Annotated in this window: 21 protein-coding genes; 8 read left to right on the top strand and 13 right to left on the bottom strand. The window is 59.3% G+C overall.

From position 1 onward, the window contains the following. Positions 1-31 precede the first annotated feature (31 nt). The 5 genes from ACWGKN_RS17195 to ACWGKN_RS17175 form a co-directional block, all read right to left on the bottom strand. A complete protein-coding gene (locus ACWGKN_RS17195) occupies positions 32-640 on the bottom strand; it encodes a DUF2284 domain-containing protein (RefSeq protein WP_424254675.1) in 609 nt (202 codons plus the stop codon). Between the two features lie 63 nt (positions 641-703). Further along, positions 704-1,393: a CBS domain-containing protein gene (locus tag ACWGKN_RS17190; RefSeq protein WP_035228613.1), complete on the bottom strand. Its 690-nt coding sequence runs from the start codon at positions 1,391-1,393 to the stop codon at positions 704-706. A 50-nt stretch (positions 1,394-1,443) separates the two neighbouring features. After that, positions 1,444-2,397: a histone deacetylase family protein gene (locus ACWGKN_RS17185; protein ID WP_035228682.1), complete on the bottom strand. Its 954-nt coding sequence runs from the start codon at positions 2,395-2,397 to the stop codon at positions 1,444-1,446. Positions 2,398-2,459: 62 nt separating this feature from the next. Then, entirely contained in the window at positions 2,460-3,452 is a 993-nt protein-coding gene (locus ACWGKN_RS17180) for a YhdH/YhfP family quinone oxidoreductase (RefSeq protein ID WP_035228612.1), read from the bottom strand. A gap of 56 nt (positions 3,453-3,508) precedes the next feature. After that, on the bottom strand, positions 3,509-4,408 hold the full coding sequence (locus ACWGKN_RS17175; protein ID WP_052159845.1) for an MBL fold metallo-hydrolase: 900 nt from the start codon (positions 4,406-4,408) through the stop codon (positions 3,509-3,511). Between the two features lie 457 nt (positions 4,409-4,865). On the opposite strand from ACWGKN_RS17175, the gene ACWGKN_RS17170 reads away from it, so the two are divergent. From ACWGKN_RS17170 to meaB, 8 genes are all read left to right on the top strand, one after another. Then, a complete protein-coding gene (locus tag ACWGKN_RS17170) occupies positions 4,866-6,413 on the top strand; it encodes an acyl-CoA carboxylase subunit beta (RefSeq protein WP_035228609.1) in 1,548 nt (515 codons plus the stop codon). A gap of 18 nt (positions 6,414-6,431) precedes the next feature. Then, positions 6,432-6,848 (top strand): OadG family protein, encoded by a 417-nt coding sequence (locus tag ACWGKN_RS17165; protein ID WP_452095685.1) that lies wholly within the window; start codon positions 6,432-6,434, stop codon positions 6,846-6,848. A gap of 16 nt (positions 6,849-6,864) precedes the next feature. Then, positions 6,865-7,266, top strand: a complete 402-nt coding sequence (locus ACWGKN_RS17160; RefSeq protein WP_452095684.1) for a biotin/lipoyl-containing protein — start codon at positions 6,865-6,867, stop codon at positions 7,264-7,266. 15 nt (positions 7,267-7,281) lie between these two features. After that, positions 7,282-8,442 (top strand): sodium ion-translocating decarboxylase subunit beta, encoded by a 1,161-nt coding sequence (locus ACWGKN_RS17155; protein ID WP_035228603.1) that lies wholly within the window; start codon positions 7,282-7,284, stop codon positions 8,440-8,442. 323 nt (positions 8,443-8,765) lie between these two features. Next, positions 8,766-9,383 carry a TetR/AcrR family transcriptional regulator gene (locus ACWGKN_RS17150; protein WP_452095683.1) on the top strand — a complete coding sequence of 206 codons (618 nt, stop codon included), beginning with the start codon at positions 8,766-8,768 and terminating at the stop codon, positions 9,381-9,383. A 62-nt stretch (positions 9,384-9,445) separates the two neighbouring features. After that, on the top strand, positions 9,446-9,850 hold the full coding sequence (gene mce, locus ACWGKN_RS17145) for a methylmalonyl-CoA epimerase (protein ID WP_035228599.1): 405 nt from the start codon (positions 9,446-9,448) through the stop codon (positions 9,848-9,850). A 51-nt stretch (positions 9,851-9,901) separates the two neighbouring features. Next, positions 9,902-12,043: a methylmalonyl-CoA mutase gene (gene scpA, locus ACWGKN_RS17140; RefSeq protein ID WP_035228597.1), complete on the top strand. Its 2,142-nt coding sequence runs from the start codon at positions 9,902-9,904 to the stop codon at positions 12,041-12,043. Positions 12,044-12,181: 138 nt separating this feature from the next. Next, positions 12,182-13,180, top strand: coding sequence for a methylmalonyl Co-A mutase-associated GTPase MeaB (gene meaB, locus ACWGKN_RS17135; RefSeq protein ID WP_424254670.1), 999 nt, complete (start codon positions 12,182-12,184; stop codon positions 13,178-13,180). A 24-nt stretch (positions 13,181-13,204) separates the two neighbouring features. Here meaB and ACWGKN_RS17130 read toward each other — a convergent pair whose 3' ends face one another. The 8 genes from ACWGKN_RS17130 to ACWGKN_RS17095 all read right to left on the bottom strand — a co-directional run bounded on the left by ACWGKN_RS17130 (position 13,205) and on the right by ACWGKN_RS17095 (position 22,287). Further along, positions 13,205-13,720, bottom strand: a complete 516-nt coding sequence (locus ACWGKN_RS17130) for a gamma carbonic anhydrase family protein (protein ID WP_035228595.1) — start codon at positions 13,718-13,720, stop codon at positions 13,205-13,207. 68 nt (positions 13,721-13,788) lie between these two features. Further along, positions 13,789-15,759: a pyruvate carboxylase subunit B gene (locus tag ACWGKN_RS17125; RefSeq protein WP_035228593.1), complete on the bottom strand. Its 1,971-nt coding sequence runs from the start codon at positions 15,757-15,759 to the stop codon at positions 13,789-13,791. Positions 15,760-15,801: 42 nt separating this feature from the next. Then, the gene (locus tag ACWGKN_RS17120) at positions 15,802-16,011 is read right to left on the bottom strand and encodes a hypothetical protein (protein WP_035228591.1); all 210 of its coding nucleotides are present in this window, start codon (positions 16,009-16,011) and stop codon (positions 15,802-15,804) included. A gap of 111 nt (positions 16,012-16,122) precedes the next feature. Further along, positions 16,123-16,404, bottom strand: coding sequence for an antibiotic biosynthesis monooxygenase family protein (locus ACWGKN_RS17115; RefSeq protein ID WP_035228589.1), 282 nt, complete (start codon positions 16,402-16,404; stop codon positions 16,123-16,125). A 56-nt stretch (positions 16,405-16,460) separates the two neighbouring features. Further along, a complete protein-coding gene (locus ACWGKN_RS17110) occupies positions 16,461-18,011 on the bottom strand; it encodes an acyl-CoA carboxylase subunit beta (protein WP_035228586.1) in 1,551 nt (516 codons plus the stop codon). A gap of 116 nt (positions 18,012-18,127) precedes the next feature. Then, entirely contained in the window at positions 18,128-19,000 is an 873-nt protein-coding gene (sucD, locus tag ACWGKN_RS17105; protein WP_035228583.1) for a succinate--CoA ligase subunit alpha, read from the bottom strand. 131 nt (positions 19,001-19,131) lie between these two features. Then, on the bottom strand, positions 19,132-20,289 hold the full coding sequence (gene sucC / locus ACWGKN_RS17100) for an ADP-forming succinate--CoA ligase subunit beta (RefSeq protein ID WP_452095682.1): 1,158 nt from the start codon (positions 20,287-20,289) through the stop codon (positions 19,132-19,134). Between the two features lie 102 nt (positions 20,290-20,391). Next, positions 20,392-22,287: a propionyl-CoA synthetase gene (locus ACWGKN_RS17095; protein WP_424254666.1), complete on the bottom strand. Its 1,896-nt coding sequence runs from the start codon at positions 22,285-22,287 to the stop codon at positions 20,392-20,394. Between the last annotated feature and the right edge of the window lie 23 nt (positions 22,288-22,310).

The following is a 22,310-nucleotide window of genomic DNA, read 5'->3' as shown; positions in this document are numbered from 1 at the left end:
GATTCTGGAGACCGCGGAGAACCCTGGGCGCTCAGATGATGAGGACCATCCCGGCGACCCAGCTCGTCGCCTCCTCGCCCTTGACGGCCGGCCGGGTCTTGTCTGGTTCGGTAAAACCGGCCATCTCCAGCGTCTTGGCCACATTGACGCCGAATCCGGACATCGATGGCCTGGCAGCGTCCGGATTGCGGCAGGGACCGTTCTCGGAAAGGACCCGACATTCGGGATGATCAATACAGAACAGGTCTTTGCAGGAACCGCCGGCGAAGGACCTCGATCCGGCATAGCCGCGGGCGATGGCCGCCTGCTCGATGCCCGCCACGATTTCATGCAGCAATCGCATCACCTCCCGTCGCTCATCAGAGAACAGGACCGCCGAAGGGACCTCGATCCGCACCATCAGGGCCGCCCTGCTCCTGCCCTGCAGTTCCACGAACGCCGCCGGGCCGGCGACATGGGGCGGACAGCTCGGCGATTGGCCGAAGTTCGGGCACCCCGGCTCCCGACAGTACGCTGCCATCTGCTTCTCGACCACGATATCTCCGGGGGCCAGCCTCCTGACCTCGGTGGCCCCGGCGAAACGGGCTTTATTGATTATCTCTGCGATATCCTGATCAAACAACGACGACGGCAAACTCATCTCGTAATCTCACGTTCATAACATTTTCAAGGTCTACTTCCACATCCTTCCCGGTCAAACCGTTTACAGCAGCAGATGTGGATTCTTCGACACGTTGTCAAGGTACCACTGCATCGGATCGAAGAGTTGGAAATCGGCATCGAGGAGCCGTTGCTTTACTCGGGCCACGTTATTGGTGAGGAGATAGGGAAAGACCGCCTTCTTGTTGACGTCCCAGGTGCGGGAGACCAGCACGCTGCCCAGCAGGATCTTCTCCTCGGTAACGATATCGACGATTTTCTTCAACTGGCCGCGCTCTTCCCTGGCCAGGATGCAGAGCAGCGTTCCCGGCTCGCCGATGCCCATCACGTTGGCCAGAGAGGACAGGAGATCCCTCGTCGACAGGATGCCTTTCAGATAGCCGTTCTCGTCGATCACCGGGAAGGCCCCGACCCGCTTCTGCCGCATCATCAGGAGGGTATCCTGGATGGTGTAATAGACCGAGATGGTCAACGGATTTATGGTCATGATCTCCTCGGCCCGGTGTGTCATCACCCGCTCCAAGGCCCGTTCATACGCCTCCTTGCCGAGCAGCGATGACGGCAACGCCGAACGCATGTCGCGGTCGGAAACGATCCCGACGAGCAGGCCCTCCCCGTTGACCACCGGCAGATGCCTGATATTGTGCTGTGTCATCAATTGACTGACATCCGAGAGCTTCGTGTCGGGTTGCACCGTTATCAGCTTTTTCGCCATTCTTTCACATACGAACATAGACCCTCCTGCAACATTTTTTTATACACCGTTGGTTCCGGTGGATGCACTCATCGAACCCCGGTCATCATCCGGATATGGTTTTCGACGAGCAATGCCAGAACCGGATAGTTGTATCCACCCTCGAGAACAGAGATTACCCGACCGCCGGCAAATTTGTTCGCCAGGTTGAGAATGACCTCGGTAATAAAATCGTATCCCTCGGTCGACAGGTTGGTCCCGGACATCAGATCGGTGACATGGGCATCGAATCCGGCTGACAGCAGGATCACTTCCGGCTGGAATTTCTTGAAGGCCGGCACCAGGTCCTGCATGATCATCTTCTTGTACTCGTCATCCCCCCTGCCGGGCAGGATCGGCGAGTTGAGGGTGTAGCCGAGACCTTCACCAATACCGGTCTCGAACTCACGCCCGGTTCCCGGGTAGGCGAAGGAGGGATGCTCGTGGATCGAGTAGTAGAAAACCGTCGGGTCCTGCTCAAAGATATGTTGCGTACCGTTGCCGTGGTGGACGTCGAAATCGATGATCCCGATCCGCTGCACGCCCCATCTCTTCTTGAGATATTTCGCGCCGATGGCAACATTGTTGAAATAACAGAATCCCATGGCCCGATCGACTTCGGCGTGATGCCCGGGGGGACGGACGGCGCAGAAGGCGTTATCGATATCGCCCGTCATCACCGCGTCGATCGCATTGAGGACCCCGCCCACGGCCAGGAAGGCGATGTCATAGGTATCGCGGCAGATCGAATTGTCCTGGTGGTCGATGTCCGGCATCCCCATGATGCAGGCTTCTTCGAGACGCATCATGTACCGGATGTTGTGTACCATTTCGATCCAGCGCTGGTCTGCGCGCCTGACCTCGATCGGGATGAGCTTCTGCAGCAGTCCCGAAGCGGCAAGACCCTCGACGATGACCCGGAGCCGTCCGGGAGATTCAGGGTGGGTAGAGAAGGTCACATGCTGAAGGAACCTTTCGTCGTATACGAAACCTGTCTTTTTCATATCACCCGCCATAGGCACTCATCACTAGCGTGATTTTGTTCTTCCTTACCGGTATCGTGCTGTCAGCATTCTCCCAGATTGACGACGACCCGCCCCTGCTGCCTGCCCTGCAGAATCAGGCCGATCTCAACTTCCAGGTCCGACAGGGAAACGACACGCCCCATGCCGCCGAGTTTCGCCGGTTTCCAAGCATGCGCGAGGTTCTGCCAGATCTCTTTCCTCTCGGCCATCGGAAAATCCTGGGAGTCGATGCCGACCAGCGTCACCCCCCGCAGGATAAACGGAAAAACCGTGAGCTGGAGGTCGGGCGAGGCGACGTTGCCGCAACAGGTGACGATCCCCCGATGGGCGGTGGATTTGATCGCCGTAGCGAGGATGTTGCCACCGACGGTATCGATCACGCCCGCCCAGCGGGTCTTCAGCAGGGGCCGGCCGCTCTCGTCATTGACATCGGCCCTGCTGACGACGGTTTTCGCCCCCAAGTCGAGCAGATAGGCCGTGTCCTTGCCGCTGGCGGCGCAGACCTCGTAGCCGAGCCGAGCGAGGATGGAGACCGCCATACTGCCGACACCGCCGCTGGCCCCGGTCACCAGAATCTCGCCCTGGTCCGGACTGATGCCGGCGCTCAAGGCGGAGACCGACATTGCCGCCGTCAGGCCGGCGGTGCCGAGGATCATACTCTCCTTCAGGTCCAGGCCGGCCGGCAGCGGCACGATCCACTCCGCCGGCACCCGGATGTACTGGCCGAAACCGCCGGAGGTATTCATCCCGAGGTCGTAGCTGGTGACCAGCACCTCGTCGCCGGGACGGAACCGCTCGCTCCGGCTCTCCTCGATGAGGCCGGCGGCGTCGATCCCCGGGGTGTGGGGGTAATTTCGCGTCACCCCTTTGTTGCCGCTGGCGGAGAGGGCATCCTTGTAATTGAGTGACGACCACAGCACCCGGATCAGGACCTCGCCGGGCGGCAGGTCGTCCACCGTCCTCTCCCGGATGGTCCGGGAATAGCTCCCGTCCGCCTGCTCCTCCACCACCATCGCCAGAAACGTCGTTGCCATCGTATCGACTCTCCTTCAGACTGCGATCTTCTCGCCCTGTCCCAGGTACCGTTGCTTTATCCCCGGCCCTGTCCGGCAACCAGCCCCCTGTCCTGTCCCACATCCGGTTCCGGCCATGAGGCAGTGATCTGGTAGGCCGTATCGATCTTGACTGCCCGGTGGAACGGATCATGGTACAGGGTAAACCAACTGCCCCTCGCCAGGTATGCAGTCAGGTACTCCTTTTTCCGCTCGATCACCTCCAGCGGAAAATTATCGTAGGCCATGACCCACAGGGGATTGATATGGGCATGGGTGGGACAGAGATCCCCGAGATGGAGGGCCGTTTCGCCCCGCGAGGTCATCTCGACCACCTGGTGCCCTCGGGTATGGCCGCCGGTATGTCGCACGACGATGCCGGGACGGATTTCCTCGTCCCCTTCGACGAGATGCAGCCGTCCCCGGTGGCGGAGGAGGTCGAAATTCTCTTCCAGGTAGGTGGCCTTGGCGCGATCACCGGGGTGGCTCAGGTCTTGCCACTCGGTCGATTGGAAGACATGCGTCGCCCTCGGAAACGTGAGTTCGCGAGCGCCGGCGGGGTTGATCATCTCGATGCCGCCGGCATGATCGAAATCGCCGTGAGTCAGGATGACGTAATCGACGTCCTCGCGGCTGATCCCGAGCTGTCCGAGCTGGGCCGGAATATCCCGGGAAGAGGACACCTGATAGATCCGCTGCTGTTTTTCCGTCAATTTGTTGCCGAGGCCGGTATCGATGACGATCAGGGCATCCGGGGTCCTGACCAGCAAGGGGTCGTTGCGCATCTGGATGCAGTTGCCGGAATCCACCGGATAGCGCTTCTGCCAGAGGACCTTCGGTACCGCCCCGAACATGGTGCCGCCATCCAGTTTGAAATCGCCGCCGGTCAGCCAGTATATCTCGATATCACCAACCCTGAGAGGATCCATGTTCTCCATCCGGCCTTCCTTGAGTATTAAAGCAAAACCGTGCTGACGCTCAGACCCTTCTGCGGCATCCCGCCGGCCTTTCCTCTTCTGTACAGTATTCTACTGGAAAATACTCAAAAGGGAACAATACTTCGATTTTTACTCTTGACAAACCCCACATGAATAAGGTCGAGTAACATCGTTCTTTATCTACCGTCAAGTGAAGAAAGAATAATGAAGCTTCCCATAAATGAAATATATCATTGTATTTGCTATAAATATCGGCATATTGGATTGCTGTTTCATCTCACTACGGCTCAATAAGCGGAACCATCCTCGATCTATCCATACACAGAATGGTCAGGTCATGATTATCCAGATACGTATTTTCGTCAAGACAGTAACAATGTTAAAGCAGCAAAGACCCGGTTCCACCCCTGTCAGCAACCCTATTTTTTCGTCCTGTTGAAAAGAGGAAGCCAGAGACATGAGCATCGACAAACGCAAATTCCTGCAGAATAAAAAAGATAAGATCGCCCTTGGCGGCGGCCAGGCCAGAATCGACAAGCAGCAGGCCCAGGGCAAGATGACGGCCCGGGCACGACTGCTGGCCCTTTTCGACCCGGGCACCTTCGTCGAACTCGACGCCTTCGTCAAGAACCGCTGCACCAGATTCGGGATGGATAAACTCGACTTTGAAGGCGAATCGGTCGTTACCGGTTACGGCCGGATCGACGGCCGGCTGGTCTATGCCTTCTCCCAGGACTTCACTATCACCGGCGGTGCGCTCGGCGAGATGCACGCCCGCAAGGTCGTCAAGGCGATGGACGCCGCGGTCAAGGTCGGGGCCCCGATTGTCGGCCTCAACGACTCGGGCGGCGCCCGCATCCAGGAGGCGGTCGACGCCCTCTCCGGCTACGGCGACATCTTCTACCGCAACGCCATCTATTCCGGGGTCATCCCCCAGATCTCGGCCATCATGGGGCCGTGCGCCGGGGGCGCGGTCTACTCGCCGGCCCTGACCGACTTCATCTTCATGGTCAACAAGACCTCCCAGATGTTCATCACCGGCCCGCAGGTCATCAAGACGGTCACCGGCGAAAACGTCACCGCCGAGGAGCTCGGCGGGGCCATGACCCATAACAGCATCAGCGGCAATGTCCATTTCATCGCCGACAGCGATAGCGACTGCCTCAACGGCATCCGCCGTCTGGTCGGCTATCTGCCCTCCAACAACATGGAGACCGCCCCCCCGGTGGAAACAGCGACAGACGCCAACCGCCAGGTCGACGAACTCGACGCCATCATCCCCGACAGCCCCAACAAGGCCTACGATATGTACGAGGTCATCGGCCATATCGTCGATGCCGGATCAATCTTCGAATACCAACCTTATTTCGCCAAAAACCTGATTACCTGTCTGGCCAGAATCAACGGCCAGTCGGTCGGCATCATCGCCAACCAGCCCCGGATCATGGCCGGCTGTCTCGACATGAACTCCGGCGACAAGGCCTCGCGGTTCATCCGGACCTGCGATGCCTTCAACATCCCGCTGCTCACCATCGTCGATGTCCCCGGCTTTCTGCCGGGGACGACTCAGGAGTACGGCGGCATCATCCGTCACGGGGCCAAGATCCTCTATGCCTACAGCGAGGCGACCGTCGCCAAGGTCACCCTGATCACCAGAAAGGCCTACGGCGGCGCCTACGTGGCGATGTGCTCGAAATCGCTCGGCGCCGACATGGTCTTCGCCTGGCCGACCGCCGAGGTGGCGGTCATGGGCTCGGACGGCGCCGTCAACATCATCTTCAAGAACGATATCGACAAGGCCGAAGACAAGGCGGCGATGCGTCAGAAGATCCTCGAGGAGTACTCCGCCGAATTCGCGACGCCCTACAAGGCGGCCGAACGCGGCTTCGTCGACGATGTCATCGAACCGCACGCCACCAGGCAGCGGATCATTGACGCCTTCATGATGCTTGCCGGCAAGAGGGAAAAAAGACCGGCCAAAAAGCACGGCAACATACCGTTATAGGGCGAGGAGAACGCGACCATGGGAATATCCGATCTGTTAGCCCAACTTGCCAATCCTGAAACCGTCAAGACCCTGTCCTTCGCCGACAAGATGCTGGCCAGCCTGGTCGTCACGTTCCTCGGGATGGGCATAACCTTCCTTGCCCTGATCATCCTTCAGGTCGTCATCGGCCTGCTGGCCAGATTCACCGCCCAACCCAAACGACAACCGGCACCGGAACCGGCCCCGGCCGCTCTGCCGGCGGCAATGCCGGCCGTGAGCACCAGTATTTCCGCCGACGACGATGACGAACTCGTAGCCGTCATCTCGGCGGCGCTCGCCATGTACCCGGCCCGCGCGACTGGCGACATCGTCATCCGCAACATCCGAAAGATCGGCTCAGCCCCGGCATGGGGCAAGGCTGGGATTGTAGACCAGATGAACAGCAGATTCTAACCATGGGAAAACACGAATGAAGAAATTCAGAGTACGCGTCAATGGCAAGGAGTATGAAGTCGAGATTGAGGAGCTAGCAGCATCCCCCTCCAACGAACCGGCCGTAGCGACACCGCCACGCCCCACTCCTCCGGCTCAACCGGCACCGACGGCGGCGAAGACTCCTCCCCGACCGGCGACCCCCGCCGCCCCGTCAGCAGTCGGGGCGGGGACGATCTCCGCCCCCATGCCGGGAACCATCCTCGAGGTCAAGGTCCAGGCCGGAGACCGGGTCGCCAAGGGACAGATCCTGATGATCCTCGAGGCGATGAAGATGGAAAACGAGATCCTGGCCCCGCACGACTGCACCATCGCCGAGGTCCGTGCCGTCAAGGGCGCTTCGGTGAACGCCGGCGATCCCCTGGTCGTCCTCGCCTAACCAAAGGAGAACAACATGCTCGCGGCATTGGCGGAATTCATCCACAGCATGGGGATATTCAACCTCACTTTCGGTCATGTCCTGATGATCGGCATCGCCTGTCTGCTGATCTATCTGGCGATCGTCAAGGGTTTCGAACCCCTGCTGCTCATTCCCATCGCCTTCGGTGTCCTGCTCACCAACCTGCCCCTGGCGGACATGATGGCCGAGCCGATCATCGAGATCAAGGACAAGGTCATCCATACCGTCCAGCCCGGCGGTCTGATGTACTACCTGTTCCAGGGCGATCATCTGGGCATCTTTCCGCCCCTGATCTTTCTCGGGGTCGGGGCGATGACCGATTTCGGGCCGTTGATCGCCAACCCCAAGTCCCTGCTGCTCGGCGCCGCCGCCCAGCTCGGCATCTTCATCACCTTCATCGCCGCAATCGGCTCAGGCCTGTTCACCGCCCAGGAGGCCGCCTCCATCGGCATCATCGGCGGAGCCGACGGGCCGACCGCGATCTTCCTCTCCTCCCGGCTGGCGCCGCATCTCCTCGGCTCGATCGCCATCGCCGCCTATTCCTATATGGCGATGGTCCCGATCATCCAGCCGCCGATCATGCGGCTGCTGACCACGAAGGCGGAACGGGCGATCAAGATGACGCAGCTGCGCGAGGTCAGCAAGAAGGAGAGGATCCTCTTTCCGATCGTCGTCACCATCGTCGTCGCCCTGATCGTCCCGCCGGCCACCTCGCTCATCGGCATGCTGATGGTCGGCAACCTCTTCCGCGAGTGCGGCGTCGCCGGTCGCCTCGAGGATACCGCCAAAAATGCCCTGATCAACACCATCACGATCTTCCTCGGGATGTCGGTCGGCGCGACGGCCACCGCCGAAAATTTTCTCCGGGTCGAGACGCTGGCCATCCTCTTTCTCGGCGTGACCGCCTTCGCCATCGGTACGGCCGGTGGCGTGCTGCTTGCCAAGTTGATGAACAAGGTCATGGGCGGGGGCATCAACCCGCTCATCGGCTCGGCCGGAGTCTCGGCGGTGCCGATGGCCGCCCGGGTATCCCAGGTGATGGGACAGAAGGAAGATCCTTCCAACTTCCTGCTCATGCACGCGATGGGGCCCAATGTCGCCGGCGTCATCGGTTCCGCCGTCGCCGCCGGAATCATGTTATCCCTGTTCAGATAAAGAACCCTGGATGCATGCCTCCCGAGCCGGCCGACAGCGCCAGTCGCCACCTGCATGCCTGACAGCCGGCCCTGTTTGCTCTTGACAATTCTTCAAGAGTAGCATACAAGAGCAATAGTAACATTGTTCTTTTCAGTCCGTTTTCGGCAAGCCCCTGACTGAAACGATGCCGGGGCACCGCAGCACAGAAAGTAAATTTTAATTTTTTTAAATTATATCAACATGATTTTTCATGTGGAAACAAATATTGCAAGAACTGAACAATCGCCGACAGTAATCCGTTGCGACCTCATTCCTCAGCAGAGAGCGGCAGTGCAGTAACAATGTTAAACGAACTGAATCCCGATATCCAGAAACGCCTTGAAATGGCGGTTCTCGAGGTTTTCTCCAACTCCGACTTCCACAAGGCGAGCATAAGGGATATAGCCAGCCGCGCCGGTGTCAGCTTCACTACGATCTACAAACACTACGGCAGCAAGGAACGCCTGGTCTTCGCTTTCGTCGATGTCTGGATGGGAAAGCTGACCGATCGCATCGTCGATCACCTCCAGGGCATCGAGGATCTGAAGGAGAAACTGCGCAAAGTCTTCTGGCTGCAGCTCGACTACTACGAACGGCACCAGGGGCTGGGCAAGATTGTCTTCATGACCCTGCCGATGAAAACATGGATGGCCGACGAGACCTTCAACCAGCAGCGGATGATGAACCTGATGATAGGCGTCCTGCGCCAGGGCCAGAAGGAGGGTGTGCTGAACCCTGACGTGCGGGCCGGCACCCTTCTCGATTTCTTGATGGGATTCGTTCAGCGCAGTTTCTTCATGTGGATTCTGCGCGGACAGCAGGGAAGCCTGTCCGAACAGGCCAACGCCATGTTCGAGATGGTGTGGCGCGGCATGGCCAATCCCCGTCCCTCTGCCAATCAAACCAGAAATCCCGAGTAACTGAGCTTCGAACCTGCATGGCCGCAAGGCTCAGCCCCTTATCCTTCCCAATGGAGACGCAAATGAAGATTCTGAAAATCGATCATCTCGGTATCGCAGTCAACAACATGAATGAGGGCAAATCGTTCTGGTCCGACATCCTCGGTCTCACTTTCGAAGGCGCAGAAACCGTTGCCGAGCAGAAGGTGACCACCGCATTTTTCCCGGTAGGGGAAAGCGAGGTCGAACTCCTCGAATCCACTTCCCCTGACGGGCCGGTGGCAAAATTCATCGAGAAGAAGGGCACCGGGTTCCAGCATGTTGCCTTCCGGGTCGAAAACATCGAGGAGGCGCTGGCCGAACTGAAGGCCAAGGGAGTCCAGTTGATCGACCAGGCACCGAGGAAAGGCGCCGGCGGCGCCAAGATAGCCTTCCTTCATCCCAAGGCGACCGGGGGGGTTCTGGTCGAACTGTGTGAACGATCCTGATCTATTGAATCAACCTAAGAGAACAACCGCATCATAGCAGGAGGACAGAGAATGGCATCGCATCCGGAAAAAACGAGATGGGAAGAGCTCGCCAGCAAGCAGATGAAGGGCAAGAGCCCGGATTCACTGGATTGGCTGACCCCGGAAGGGATCAAGGTCAAGGCCCTCTATACGGCGGAGGACCTCGACGGCATCGAATCGGTCAACACCCTGCCCGGGTTGCCCCCTTATGTCCGCGGGCCGATGGCGACCATGTACGCCGGCCGCCCCTGGACCATCCGTCAGTACGCCGGCTTTTCCACCGCCAAGGAATCCAACGCCTTCTATCGGAAGGCCCTCGCCGCCGGCCAGAAGGGTCTGTCGGTGGCCTTCGATCTCGCCACCCACCGCGGCTACGACTCCGATCACCCCCGGGTCGCCGGTGACATCGGCAAGGCCGGGGTGGCCATCGATTCGGTCGAGGACATGAAGATCCTGTTCGACGGCATCCCGCTCGACCAGATGTCGGTATCGATGACGATGAACGGGGCGGTCATTCCGATCCTGGCCGGCTACATCGTCGCCGCCGAGGAACAGGGCGTACCCCATGAAAAGTTGACGGGCACCATCCAGAACGACATCCTCAAGGAATACCTGACCCGCAATACCTACATCTATCCGCCGGGCCCGTCGATGCGGATCATCTCCGACATCATGGCCTTCTGCTCGAAGGAGATGCCGAAATACAACACGATCAGCATCAGCGGCTACCACATGATGGAGGCCGGCGCCAACAGTGTGCTGCAGACCGCATTTACCCTGGCCGATGGGGTGGAGTACGTCAAGGCCGCCCTGAGAAGCGGACTCGACGTCGACACCTTCGCCCCGCGGTTGTCGTTCTTCTTCGGCATCGGTATGAACTTCTTCATGGACATCGCCATGCTGCGGGCGGCCAGGTTCCTTTGGCATCGCCTGATGGGCCAGTTCAAGCCGAAAAACCCGCAGTCGTCGATGCTCCGCACCCACTGCCAGACCTCGGGCTGGAGCCTGACCGAGCAGGATCCGTACAACAATGTCATCAGAACGACGCTCGAAGCGCTGTCGGCCGTGCTCGGCGGCACCCAGTCGCTGCATACCAACTCCTTCGACGAGGCCATCGGTCTGCCGACCGACTTCTCGGCCCGCATCGCCCGCAACACCCAGATCGTCATCCAGGAGGAGAGCCAGATCTGCCACGTCATCGATCCGCTCGGCGGCTCCTACTACCTCGAGTCGCTGACCCACAGCATCATCAACGAGGCCCAGAAGATCATCGACGAGATCGAGGAACTTGGCGGCATGGCCAAGGCCATCGAATCGGGGATGCCGAAGATGCGGATCGAGGAGTCGGCCGCCCGCAAGCAGGCCAGGATCGACCAGGGTCTCGATGTCATCGTCGGGGTCAACAAGTACAAGCTGCCGGATGAAAAGATCGATTTCGAGGTCCGGGAGGTTCCGGCGACGGTCCGCGACGAACAGGTCGAGAGGCTCAAACAGATCAGGGCCAGCCGCGACACGGCCGCAGTTGAAAAGGCCCTGGCCGATCTTACCAGCGCGGCCGAGGGTGACCGCAACCTCCTGGAGGCCGCATTATCGGCAGTGCGGGCCCGGGCCACCGTCGGTGAAATCTCCGACGCCATGGAAAAGGTCTTCGGTCGCTTCGTCGCTACCACCCGCTGCATCTCCGGCGCCTATGCCTCGGAATACGCCAGCGATGCTGCCATCATCGCCTCGCTGCGCGCCAGGACGGCGAAATTTCAGGAAACACAGGGACGTCGTCCACGGCTGCTGGTCACCAAGATGGGGCAGGACGGCCATGACCGCGGCTTCAAGGTCATTGCCAGCGCCTATGCCGATCTCGGTTTCGACGTCGACATCAGCCCGATGTTCCAGACCCCGGAAGAGGCGGCCAAGATGGCCATCGAAAACGACGTCCATGTTGTCGGCGCTTCGAGCCTCGCCGCCGGCCACAAGACCCTCGTCCCTGCCCTGATCGCAGAGTTGAAAAAACAGGGCGGCGACGATATTCTCGTCGTTGCCGGAGGCGTCATCCCTCCTGGTGATTATGCCTTTTTGTTCGACGCCGGCGTCAAGGCGGTCTTCGGCCCCGGCACTCCGATCACCGTTTCCGCCGACAAGACCCTCAGCCTCCTTGAAGAAAAATACCTGCGCTGAGATTCACCGCAGTCACCTCGCATCGCATCCTGCGGCCCGACGATTGACCTTCACAAGGCCGGGCCGCAGGGCGATATACGCTGGTCCTTTCGCGGCCGGATAACGACTGCCATTCGCCAACCCCTCAGAGATATCGCAGTGAAGGAAGCCCAGTACTATATCGATGGAGTCCTCAACCAGAATCGACTGGTTCTGGCGCGTACGATTACCCTGATCGAGAGCAGCCTGCCGGCACACCAGGAAATGGCCAGGGTCGTCATCGACCGGCTCCTGCCCTATACCGGCAAATCCAACCGGATCGGCATCACCGGGGTGCCCGGGGCCGGCAAGAGCACCTTCATCGAGGGCTTCGGCACCATGTTGACCGAACGCGGCCACCGGGTGGCGGTGCTGGCCATCGATCCCAGCAGCAGCCGGAGCGGCGGCAGCATCCTGGGCGACAAGACCAGGATGGAAAAACTGGCGGTGAACGACAGGGCCTTCATTCGGCCGACCCCTTCACAGGGCACCCTCGGCGGGGTCGCCCGCAAGACCCGCGAGTCCATGCTGGTCTGCGAGGCTGCGGGTTACGATGTGATCATCGTCGAGACCGTCGGGGTGGGGCAGTCGGAGACGACGGTCGCCTCGATGGTGGATTTTTTCCTGATTCTGATGATCGCCGGGGCCGGTGATGAACTGCAGGGTATAAAGAAGGGAGTGCTCGAGGTTGCCGACGCCATCGTCATCAACAAGGCAGACGGGGACAACATCCTCCGAGCGCAGATGGCCCAGAAGGACTATCAGACCGCCCTGCACCTGCTGATGCGCTTCGACCCGGTCTGGTCACCGCCGGTGCTGACCTGCAGTTCTCTGGAAATGACAGGTTTGGAAGGAATCTGGCAAACCATTGCCGACCACCGGGCCGCCCATACCGCCGCCGACCTGCTGGAAGCCAAGAGAAGAGAGCAGTCGCTCGACTGGATGGACTTTCTCCTCGATGAAGGTCTGCGGCAGTGGTTCTATGGCAATCCGGCGATACGTTCACAGTTGCCCGGCATTCGCACAGATGTGGCGGCCGGAAAACTGTCGCCGACAGCCGCCGCCGACCGATTGCTCGACTATCTGCGGAAAATCAATGGCACCGGGACGAAGGCATGAACCGTCCCGCACCCGGTGTGCAGGTTATTTCGGTTGGTACCACCCTGAATACTTGACGTAATTGTCGGCAATTCTCTCGATCTCGCCCGAAATCAGTTTCTCGCTGATGTCCTTGACCTTCCGTGCCGGCACCCCGGCATAGATACTCCCCGCAGCCACTCTCGTCCCCTGGGTGACGACCGCCCCGGCGGCGATGATGGTGTGGCTCTCCACCACGCAGTCATCCATGACGATCGCTCCCATGCCGATCAGGACATTGTCATGGACGGTGCAGCCATGGACGATGGCATTATGGCCGATCGACACCCTGTTGCCGATAGTGGTGGGGAATTTCTGATAGGTACAGTGAATGACGGCACCGTCCTGGACATTGACCCGGTTACCCATCCGGATGTAATGCACATCACCACGGATGACGGCGTTATACCAGATACTGCATTCATCCCCCATCACCACGTCACCGACAATGACCGCGGTCTCGGCGAAATAGCAGCCGGTGCCATATTGCGGAGTCTTTCCGTTCAATTCCCGGATTATCATATCATCCCCTCTTCAGTGGTTACGTGGAGCCGACTTCCATGGAGGATAGACGGCTCCACGGTTATCACCTAACCGATGACGCAGAGCGAAGCCCCCTTGGCAACGGTATCACCGCTCTTGAATGGAATCGATTTGACGACGCCATCACATTGGGCGTTCAGGGCGTTTTCCATCTTCATCGCCTCAAGCACGACTATGGTTTCCCCCTTACTCACTTTTTCTCCGATCCCCTTGAGATACCTGACGATCATCCCTGGCATCGGCGCCAGCAGGTGGGTACCGGCGGCGGCGCCGGACGGCTGGCCCGGGGACGAGACCGCTGCGGCCGGGGCGGGTGCCGGCGCGGGAGCAGCAACCGGTACCGGAGTCGGCGCCGCGGCCTGAGCCGGCGGCACTGCCACCACCGATCCGCCGACCGGGTCGACCTCGACGTTGAAATATTCACCGTCGATAAAGACATTAAAGGTCCGCAGGTTCGCTGTCTTGACCGGGCTGTCGGCCTTTTTCTCGACGAGTTCCCCGGCCAGGGCCTTCTTCACCAACGCATCCCGCTTTTTCACATCTTCGAGGGTGATCGGCCTGACGCTGGCCGGCGGCTCGCTGCGGCCGTACTTCCATTCAAGGAATTTGCGTCCGGTGACCGGGAATTGAGCATAGAGGATGACATCATCGATATCGGCCGCCAGTTCGCCGACCTCGGCCCTGGCCTTTTCCAACTCCGGCTCCAGGACCTCGGCCGGACGGCAGGTAATCGGCTCTTCACCCCGCGGGTACCCCTTCAGGGCCTTCTTCTGCAGTTCGGGGTCGATCGGGACCGCTGTCTTGCCGTACAGGCCGTAGCACAGATCCTTGACCTGGCCGGTGATCATCTTATACCGCTCATCCGGGGTGTCGTGCAGGACATTGTTGACCGTCTGTACGCCGACGATCTGGCTGGTCGGGGTGACCAGTGGGATCTGGCCCAGGTCTTTACGCACGCGCGGCAGTTCCCGATAGACCTCGTCGATCTTGTCCAGGGCATCCATTTCCCGCAGCTGGTTGACCAGGTTCGACAGCATGCCGCCCGGGGTCTGGTGCAGCAGGACGTTGATGTCGATGATGGAGACCTTCGAGTCATCGAGCAGGTGCTTGTATTTCGGCATCACCTGCTTCTCGAGGATCTCGTTGATCGCCGCGAGTTTCTTGATGTCGAAGCCGGTGTCGCGACTGGTGCCGAGCAGGGCCATGACCAGCGGTTCGACCGCGGCATGGGAGGTCCGATAGGCATAGGGCGTCATGCAGGTGTCGATGATGTCGACGCCGGCCTCGATGGCCTTGAGATGGGTCATCGGCGACATGCCGGAGGTGAAATGGCTGTGGAGATGGATCGGCGCCTTGACCGCCTCCTTCAGGGCCTTGATCAACGGATAGGCGTCATAGGGGGCCATCAGCCCGGCCATGTCCTTGACGCAGATCGAATCGGCCCCCATCTCCTCCAGGGCCTTGGCCTTGTTGACATAGTAATCGAGATTGTAGACATCACCGCCGAGACGCGGTTCGGTCAGGGTATAGCAGATGCAGCCCTGAAAATGCTTGCCGCTCTTCTTGATCTGTTTGACCACCGTCTCGAAGTTACGGTAATCGTTGAGGGCATCGAAGGTCCTGAAGATGTCCATGCCGTTTTCCGCCGCCCGCTCGACGAAGGCCAGGGCCAGGTCATCGGCATAATTACGGTAGCCTACGAGATTCTGAGCTCGCAGCAGCATCGAGAAGGGGGTCTTCTTTATATACCGCTTCAGCGTCCGCAATCTCTCCCACGGATCCTCGTTGAGGAAGCGGTGCATGGTATCGAAGGTGGCGCCGCCCCACGTCTCGATCGCCCAGAAGCCGACCTCGTCCATCAGCTCGGCGACCGGGATCATATCCTCCGTCCGGCCGCGGGTGGCAAACAGGGACTGATGGCCATCCCGCAGGGAGAGATCCATGATCCTGACAGGGTTCTTGGCCCTGGGACGATCGCTCTCATATCTCAACGCAGTCATCTGTACATTATCGCTCATCGCGCATCTCCCTTTCGCATCATAGTGCATTCGTCATGCAGACTAGCCGATCCGCCCAAAGGCCCGCATCTGGATCAGTCTGCGCATGGTCATCATATCCATCCTGCCGCTCATCGCCCAGCCACTCTCAACCGACTGTGCCGGCCGGAGCACCGGAACAGAAGACTGCGTGGCCGCCAGGGCCTCCTCCTGCTGCAGGTACGCATTTACGGCCGCCAGGGCCGCTGCCATCTTCTTCTGCCTTTTTTCCATGTCGAGTCCTCTATCCTCGGTCCGGTATCACCAGCCAGTCCGGACTCCCGCACCATCGTTTCTTTTCGGCATCACGGACGGCGGACCTACAGTTTCCGTCCTCACCTTCACTTATTCGTAGATGGCATATTCAGTCTCGGTACCCAGCAGGGCATCGATCTCGGCCTGGACAACCCGCCGTCGATCGTTGTTAACCCAGTTATTCCAATCCTCTATAGATCGCCAGGTACTGATCACCATCCATTCGTCGTTTCGATCGATTCTTCTGAGGGTCTCACCGGAGATATAACCCGGCTGGTTCAGAGTCAGCCCCCGAAGTTTCTGGAGCAGCAACGACAGTTCGATATTCTCTTTACCAGTTACCTTGCGCTTGATGAAGATCTTGACCGCCATGAATCTTCTCCCATGAAAATAGTATTGGTCGACTCCCGGATTGCCTTCTTCCCGGGCTATAATGGAATATTACCGTGTTTCTTCATCGGGTTGCTGTCCCGCTTGTTCTGCAGGAGACCAAGGGCCCTGATGATGCGCGAACGCGTCACCGAGGGCTCGATAATGTCATCGATATAGCCGCGCTGGGCCGCCACATAGGGATTGGCAACCGTATCCCGATATTCCTTTTCCTTGTCTGCCAGGAATTCGGCGGCATTTTCGGCTTTTCTCGCCTGTCTGCCGTAGAGCACCTCGACCGCCCCGCGTGCCCCCATGACCGCAATCTCGGCCGAGGGCCAGGCATAGTTGATATCGCCGCGGAGATGCTTCGAAGACATCACGCAGTAGGCCCCGCCATAGGCCTTGCGGGTAATGACGGTGATCTTCGGAACCGTCGCTTCGGCATAGGCGTAGAGGATCTTGGCGCCGTTGCGGATGACCCCGCCATATTCCTGAGCCGTTCCCGGCAGAAAACCAGGGACATCGACAAAGGTGACGATCGGAATGTTGAAGCAGTCGCAGAAGCGGACAAATCTGGCGCCTTTTACCGAAGAGTCGATATCCAGGACCCCGGAGAGATGGGCCGGCTGGTTGGCCACAATACCGACGCTGATGCCGTTATAGCGGGCAAATCCGACAAGCAGATTCGGGGCGAACAGTTCCTTGACCTCGAAAAATTCTCCGCCGTCGACGGTATGAAGAATGATCTCCTTCATATTGTAGGCGGCGTTGGGATTCTCCGGGATGATCGTATTGAGGTGCTCGGCGACACGTCCCGGCGGATCGTCGCAGGGCTGGACAGGTGTCGTCTCGAGGTTGTTCTGGGGCAGATAGGAAACCATCTTTTTGATATAGTTGATGGCATCGACACCCGAGGTGGCGGCGTAATCGGAGACACCGCTGCGCGAAGAGTGCATCGCCGCCCCGCCGAGTTCTTCAACGGTGACATCCTCATGGGTCACCGATTTGACAACCTTGGGGCCGGTCAGGAACATGTAGGAATTATTCTGCACCATGACTACGAAATCGGTCAAGGCCGGCGAATAGACTGCTCCACCGGCACAAGGACCGAAGATTGCCGAGATCTGCGGCACCACCCCCGAGGCCATGACATTGCGCAGGAAAATCTCGGTATACCCGGCCAGACTCTCGATGCCCTCCTGGATCCGGGCGCCGCCGGAGTCGTTGAGGCCGATGACCGGTGCGCCGTTTTTCATCGCAAGGTCCATGATCTTGCAGATCTTTTCAGCGAAGGTTTCGGACAGGGAGCCACCGAGAACGGTGAAATCCTGGGCAAAGACATAGACGATCCGCCCATCGATAGTACCGTGGCCGGTGACCACACCGTCACCGGGAAAAACCGTCTCGTCCATGCCGAAATCACGGCAGCGGTGCGTCTTGAACATATCGAATTCTTCAAACGTACCAGGATCGAGCAGCAGTTCGATCCGCTCCCTGGCGGTCATCTTCCCCTGGCTGTGCAATTTGTCGATCTTGTCCTGACCTCCGCCCAGGCGAGCCTGCTCCCTGAGTCGGACAAGGTGATCCAGCCGATTCTGCGTATTCATATCCTCTCCTTGGCCTAAACGATCGGAATGCTGTCTGTCATCGGATGCAGGCCGGCAAAGCAACCGGAAGGCACGCCAGGGCCTGCATCATTGCCTCATAGATGGTCGATCCGTGATCAGGAAAACGCCTCTTTGCAGAGACGGCCGAGGCTGCCGAGATCCTTGCAAACATAGAGGCCACTCTCTTCCATCGCAGTGATTTTGGCCGCGGCGGTACCCTGGCCGCCGCTGACGATGGCCCCGGCATGGCCCATCCGCCTGCCCGGCGGGGCTGTGAGTCCGGCGATGAAGCCGACCACCGGTTTCTTCATGTTCTGCTTGATCCAGGCCGAAGCCTTCTCCTCGGCATTACCGCCAATCTCGCCGACCATGACCACCGCCTCCGTTGCCGGATCGGCGTTGAAGCGCTCGAGACAATCGATGAATCCCGTGCCGTTCACCGGGTCACCACCGATGCCGATGCAGGTGGTCTGACCGAGGCCGACCTGAGTAAGCTGGTGAACGACTTCATAGGTAAGGGTTCCCGACCGGGAAACGACCCCCACCGGCCCTCCAGGTTTGTGGATCGCCCCAGGCATGATGCCGATCTTGCACTCGCCCGGTGTGATGATACCGGGACAGTTCGGTCCGATCAACCGCGATGTGGTCTGGCCGAGATAATTTTTGACCCGCAGCATGTCCAGAACGGGGATTCCTTCGGTGATGCAGACAATCAGTTCGATGCCGGCATCAGCCGCCTCGAGGATGGCTTCGGCGGCAAACGGCGGAGGCACCAGGATCATCGAAGCGTTGGCGCCGGTCTGCTGCCGTGCCGCTCTGACCGTATCGAAGACCGGGACTGAATCCATGAACTGGCCGCCCTTGCCGGGAGTCACGCCGGCGACAACCCTGGTCCCGTATTCGATGCACTGCCGGGCGTGAAACTGCCCTTCCTTGCCGGTGATACCCTGCACAAGAACACGGGTCTCTGAATTAACGAGGATACTCATCTCATGCCTCTAGTGGTAATGGAGCTCCCGCTCCCTTGAATGCAGACAATTCCGGAAACTGTACCGGGACCGGGACGCTGAACGCTGTTTTCACGGCCTCGAACATGGTAATTTGTTGGGTGGAGATCCCGTCAGGCAACTATCTCCGCCACCTTCCTGGCGGCATCGGCCAGATCGGTCGCATTGATCAGCTTCATTCCCGATTCGGCCAGGATGCGACGTCCTTCACCGACATTGGTCCCTTCCATGCGGACGACCACCGGGACGCTGAGGTTGACATGCTGCGCCGCCTGGACCACGCCCTGGGCGAGCACGTCACAACGGAGGATGCCACCGAAGATGTTGATCAGGATGCCCTTCACATTGGGATCGCCGAGGATGATGCGGAACCCGTTCTCCACCATCTCGGCGTTGGCTCCACCGCCGACATCGAGGAAGTTGGCGGGAGAGGCGCCGGCCTGCTTGATGATGTCCATCGTCGCCATCGCCAGGCCTGCACCGTTGACCATATTGCCGACGTTGCCGTCGAGCTTGATGTAGTTCAGATTGAACTTCGCCGCCTCGGCCTCGGCCGGGTCGTCCTCGAAGGGGTCGTGCATGGCGACGACATCGGGGTGGCGAAACAGGGAGTTCGAGTCGATATCCATCTTCGCATCGAGGGCCAGGATCGCATTGTCCTCGGTGATGATCAACGGATTGATCTCGACCAGCGAACAATCGTAATCGACAAACAGCCGGTACAGATTTTTCAGCACGGCCGAGGCGGTCTTCATCAGCGCCGGTTCGAGCTCGAGACCGAAGCAGACCTGGCGGAGATGAAAGCCCTGGATGCCGACGAGAGGGTTGACGGACACCTTGATGATCCTCTCCGGTGTCTTTTCGGCCACCTCCTCGATATCCATCCCGCCATCCTGACTGGCGATGATGGTGATGCTCGCGGTCTCACGGTTCGGGATGATCGAGAGGTAGAGTTCTTTTTTGATCCGGACGCCCTTCTCCACCAATACCTTCCTGACCAATCGCCCTTCCGGCCCGGTCTGTTTGGTGACCAGCTGCATGCCGATAATGGCTCCGGCGGCTGTCTCGGCCTCCTCCGCCGATTTGGCAACCTTGACGCCGCCGCCTTTACCGCGGCCGCCGGCATGGATCTGGGCCTTGATCGCGACCGGGAATCCCATGGTCCCGGCAAGCTGCACCACCTCTGCGACAGTCTCACAGACACTTCCCTCAGGGACAGGCACACTGTACTTCCGGAATAACTCTTTCGCCTGGTATTCGTGAATCTTCATAAGAATTCCTCAAACGGGCGGAAGACCTCCGCCCGGATTGTTTTCCTGAGAAGAACGACCGGGCCGGCACCCCGTCGAGGCACGGCCCGGTCGATCCCTTTCTCAGCGTTTGGGGTATCCCATCTTTGCGAGGGTTGCCGTAATTTCATCCAGGATCACCGGGTCATCAATGGTCGATGGCATGTTGTAATCCTTGCCCCCGGCGATGGCCCGCATGGTCCCGCGCAGGATCTTGCCGGATCGGGTCTTCGGCAGTCTCGCGACCTGGGTGGCGTCGCGGAAACAGGCGATCGGCCCGATGGCATCGCGGACCATTTTGACCAGTTCCTGCTTGATCTCCTCGCTGGGCCGGGAGACACCGGCCTTGACGACAAAAAGCCCGAGCGGCAATTGTCCCTTCAGATCGTCATGGGTGCCGAAGACGGCACACTCGGCGACATCGGGATGGTTGGAGATGATCTCCTCCATCGCCCCGGTGGAGAGCCGGTGGCCGGCGACGTTGATGACGTCGTCCATGCGGCCCATGACATAGACATAGCCGTCCTGGTCGATATAGCCGCCGTCGCTGGTATCATAATAGCCGGGAAACTTGGTCATGTAGGACTTGACGAACCGGTCGTCATTACGCCAGAGGGTGACGAGGTTGCCGGGGGGCAGCGGCAGCTTGATGACGATATTGCCCTCCTGGCCGGCCGGGAGTTCGATCCCTTCTTCATTGACGATGTGGACATCGTAACCGGGCAGGGCCTTGGTCGGCGACCCTTCCTTGACCGGCAACTCCTCGATACCGCGGCAGTTACCGACGATCGCCCAGCCGGTCTCGGTCTGCCACCAGTGATCGATGACGGGGACCCCGATCAGTTTTTCGGCCCAATGCAGGGTGTCGGGATCGAGACGTTCGCCGGCGAGGTAGAGGCACTCGAAACAGGAGGTATCGTATTTTTTGAAATACTCGCCGTTCGGATCTTCCTTCTTGATCGCCCGGAAGGCGGTCGGGGCGGTGAACAGGCTCTTCACCTTATGCTGGGAGATGACCCGCCAGAAGGCCCCGGCATCGGGAGTGCCGATCGGTTTACCCTCATAGAGGATGGTAGTGGAGCCCTGGATCAGCGGGGCATAGACGATATACGAGTGGCCGACGACCCAACCGACATCCGAGGCAGACCACCAGACTTCACCGGGGTTGATGTTGTAGAGGTTTTTCATCGTCCACAGCAGGGCCACGGCATGACCGCCATTGTCCCGCAGCACGCCCTTCGGCATCCCGGTCGTACCGGAGGTATAGAGAATGTAAAGCGGGTCGGTGGCATCCAGCTCGACGCAGCCGACCGGCTTGCTGGCCGCCACCAGCTCGTTCCAATCGAAATCCCGACCCTCTTTCATCTCCGATTTGATGATATCGCGCTGATAGAGGATGACCTTCTTTACCTCATGCACGGACTGTTCGATGGCGCTGTCGACCAGAGGCTTATAGGCAAGGACCTTTTTGCCCTCGATCGCCCCCGAGGCGGTAATGATGAGTTTGGGTTGAGCATGATCGATACGAATGGCAAGCTCGTGGGCGGCAAAACCGCCGAAGACGACGGAATGAATGGCTCCCAGCCTGGCGCAGGCAAGCATCGCCACAGCCGCCTCCGGGATCATCGGCATATAGATAACAACAGTATCACCTTTAGTGACCCCTTGACTCTGCAAGGCTCCGGCAAAGAGAGCGACCCGCTCCTGCAGTTCCTTATAGGTTATTTTGGCGATGGTATTGGTCACGGGGCTGTCGTAGATAATGGCGGTCTGATTGGCCCGGCCATTTTCCACGTGACGATCGACAGCATTGTAGCAGGTATTCATCTTCCCCCCGACAAACCAGCGATAGAACGGCGGGTTGGAGGAATCGATCACCTTGTCGTACTGTTTATACCAGGTTATACCTTTTGCAGCTTCGGCCCAAAACGCCTCACGGTTTTGCACACTACTCTGGAACACAGAATCAAAATTACTCATAAGCACTCCTCATCTGGTCTGAA

This window comes from Desulfoprunum sp., assembly GCF_053613775.1.
This window is presented reverse-complemented; position numbering and strand designations above follow the sequence as displayed.

What these genes read in the sequence shown, in the direction of transcription:
- ACWGKN_RS17195 (WP_424254675.1), bottom strand. Translation starts at nt 640, where the DNA reads ATGAGTTTGCCGTCGTCGTTGTTTGATCAGGATATCGCAGAGATAATC.
- ACWGKN_RS17190 (WP_035228613.1), bottom strand. Translation starts at nt 1,393, where the DNA reads ATGTTCGTATGTGAAAGAATGGCGAAAAAGCTGATAACGGTGCAACCC.
- ACWGKN_RS17185 (WP_035228682.1), bottom strand. Translation starts at nt 2,397, where the DNA reads ATGAAAAAGACAGGTTTCGTATACGACGAAAGGTTCCTTCAGCATGTG.
- ACWGKN_RS17180 (WP_035228612.1), bottom strand. Translation starts at nt 3,452, where the DNA reads ATGGCAACGACGTTTCTGGCGATGGTGGTGGAGGAGCAGGCGGACGGG.
- ACWGKN_RS17175 (WP_052159845.1), bottom strand. Translation starts at nt 4,408, where the DNA reads ATGGAGAACATGGATCCTCTCAGGGTTGGTGATATCGAGATATACTGG.
- ACWGKN_RS17170 (WP_035228609.1), top strand. Translation starts at nt 4,866, where the DNA reads ATGAGCATCGACAAACGCAAATTCCTGCAGAATAAAAAAGATAAGATC.
- ACWGKN_RS17165 (WP_452095685.1), top strand. Translation starts at nt 6,432, where the DNA reads ATGGGAATATCCGATCTGTTAGCCCAACTTGCCAATCCTGAAACCGTC.
- ACWGKN_RS17160 (WP_452095684.1), top strand. Translation starts at nt 6,865, where the DNA reads ATGAAGAAATTCAGAGTACGCGTCAATGGCAAGGAGTATGAAGTCGAG.
- ACWGKN_RS17155 (WP_035228603.1), top strand. Translation starts at nt 7,282, where the DNA reads ATGCTCGCGGCATTGGCGGAATTCATCCACAGCATGGGGATATTCAAC.
- ACWGKN_RS17150 (WP_452095683.1), top strand. Translation starts at nt 8,766, where the DNA reads ATGTTAAACGAACTGAATCCCGATATCCAGAAACGCCTTGAAATGGCG.
- mce (WP_035228599.1), top strand. Translation starts at nt 9,446, where the DNA reads ATGAAGATTCTGAAAATCGATCATCTCGGTATCGCAGTCAACAACATG.
- scpA (WP_035228597.1), top strand. Translation starts at nt 9,902, where the DNA reads ATGGCATCGCATCCGGAAAAAACGAGATGGGAAGAGCTCGCCAGCAAG.
- ACWGKN_RS17130 (WP_035228595.1), bottom strand. Translation starts at nt 13,720, where the DNA reads ATGATAATCCGGGAATTGAACGGAAAGACTCCGCAATATGGCACCGGC.
- ACWGKN_RS17125 (WP_035228593.1), bottom strand. Translation starts at nt 15,759, where the DNA reads ATGAGCGATAATGTACAGATGACTGCGTTGAGATATGAGAGCGATCGT.
- ACWGKN_RS17120 (WP_035228591.1), bottom strand. Translation starts at nt 16,011, where the DNA reads ATGGAAAAAAGGCAGAAGAAGATGGCAGCGGCCCTGGCGGCCGTAAAT.
- ACWGKN_RS17115 (WP_035228589.1), bottom strand. Translation starts at nt 16,404, where the DNA reads ATGGCGGTCAAGATCTTCATCAAGCGCAAGGTAACTGGTAAAGAGAAT.
- ACWGKN_RS17110 (WP_035228586.1), bottom strand. Translation starts at nt 18,011, where the DNA reads ATGAATACGCAGAATCGGCTGGATCACCTTGTCCGACTCAGGGAGCAG.
- sucD (WP_035228583.1), bottom strand. Translation starts at nt 19,000, where the DNA reads ATGAGTATCCTCGTTAATTCAGAGACCCGTGTTCTTGTGCAGGGTATC.
- sucC (WP_452095682.1), bottom strand. Translation starts at nt 20,289, where the DNA reads ATGAAGATTCACGAATACCAGGCGAAAGAGTTATTCCGGAAGTACAGT.
- ACWGKN_RS17095 (WP_424254666.1), bottom strand. Translation starts at nt 22,287, where the DNA reads ATGAGTAATTTTGATTCTGTGTTCCAGAGTAGTGTGCAAAACCGTGAG.